This window comes from Corallococcus sp. 4LFB (assembly GCF_046520365.1).
GTDB lineage: Bacteria > Myxococcota > Myxococcia > Myxococcales > Myxococcaceae > Corallococcus > Corallococcus caeni.
The window spans coordinates 1-960 of the sequence record NZ_JBKGHJ010001092.1 but is presented as its reverse complement, the minus strand read 5'-3'; the positions used below and the strand labels follow the sequence as shown (position 1 = coordinate 960).

Below are 960 nucleotides of genomic sequence, written 5' to 3'. Positions count from 1 at the left end.
CGCCGGGCGCAGCAGGTGGACGAGCACCGCGCGGCTCGCCTCGGGAGGAAGGGGCGGCAGCGGATGGCGGGAGGCGAGGGCACTGCGCTCGCCCAGGTGGGGGCGCAGGCCCAGCAGCGAGGGGCGCCCGGCGACGCAGATCCACAAGGGCGCCCGGGGCCCTTGCAGCGTGGCGCGCTCCAGGACATCCAGGCTCAATGGATCCGCGAGGTGCGCGTCGTCCAGCAGCAGCACGAGCGGTGCTTCCCGGGCCTGGGCCAGGAGTGCGTCGGCAAGGGCGCGGGGCTCCGCGGACGGACGGCCCACGACGGCGCGCAGTGCATCCAGGAGGGAGCTGGACACCGACGCATCCGGAGGCGGCGCGCGAAGGCGGACGACACGCGCGCGACCTTCGGCCTCCAGCCGGGACGCGAGCGCCTTGAGCAGCCGCGACTTGCCATGCCCCACTTCACCCGTGAGCACGCCCAGGCCCGGCACCGACGATGAAAGGCTCCGCTCCGCATCCGAAGCCAGTGCCTCCAGCATCGCGTCGCGGCCCACGAACGGCGGGGGTTCCCCATCAACGCGCGCGCCCTCGTCGTCATGGAGGCGCAGGCGGAAGACCGTTCCAGCCTCGTGCGCGGCGTCCACGGCGCGCGCGCCCTCCGCGGCCGATTGCGGCGTGAGGGAGTCACGCCGCCCGGGCACATGCGTCGCGGCGCGCTCGGATCCTTCGCGCTCCTGCGATGCCGCAAGTCCAGTTCGCCCAGACGCCTGGTCCTCGCGCGCGACAGGCTCGCGGTTCGCGGGCTCGACCTCGCTGTCGTCCTGCTTCGTGATGGGCTCGACCCAGCCGGGCTCGAGCCTCGCGGCGGCCTCCGCCGTCACCCGCACTTCGCCCGGCGCGACCGCCCTTCCCCACCACGTCTCCGGCCGCTCCAGCGCGGCGCCCGCGATGCGCGGCAGTGCCGCGCATCGCGG

1 protein-coding gene is annotated in these 960 nt (G+C 75.2%); it reads right to left on the bottom strand.

The genetic code is table 11. The features are described from left to right. On the bottom strand, positions 1-960 hold a 960-nt coding region (locus ACLEQD_RS44270; RefSeq protein WP_410391912.1), incomplete at both ends, for an AAA family ATPase.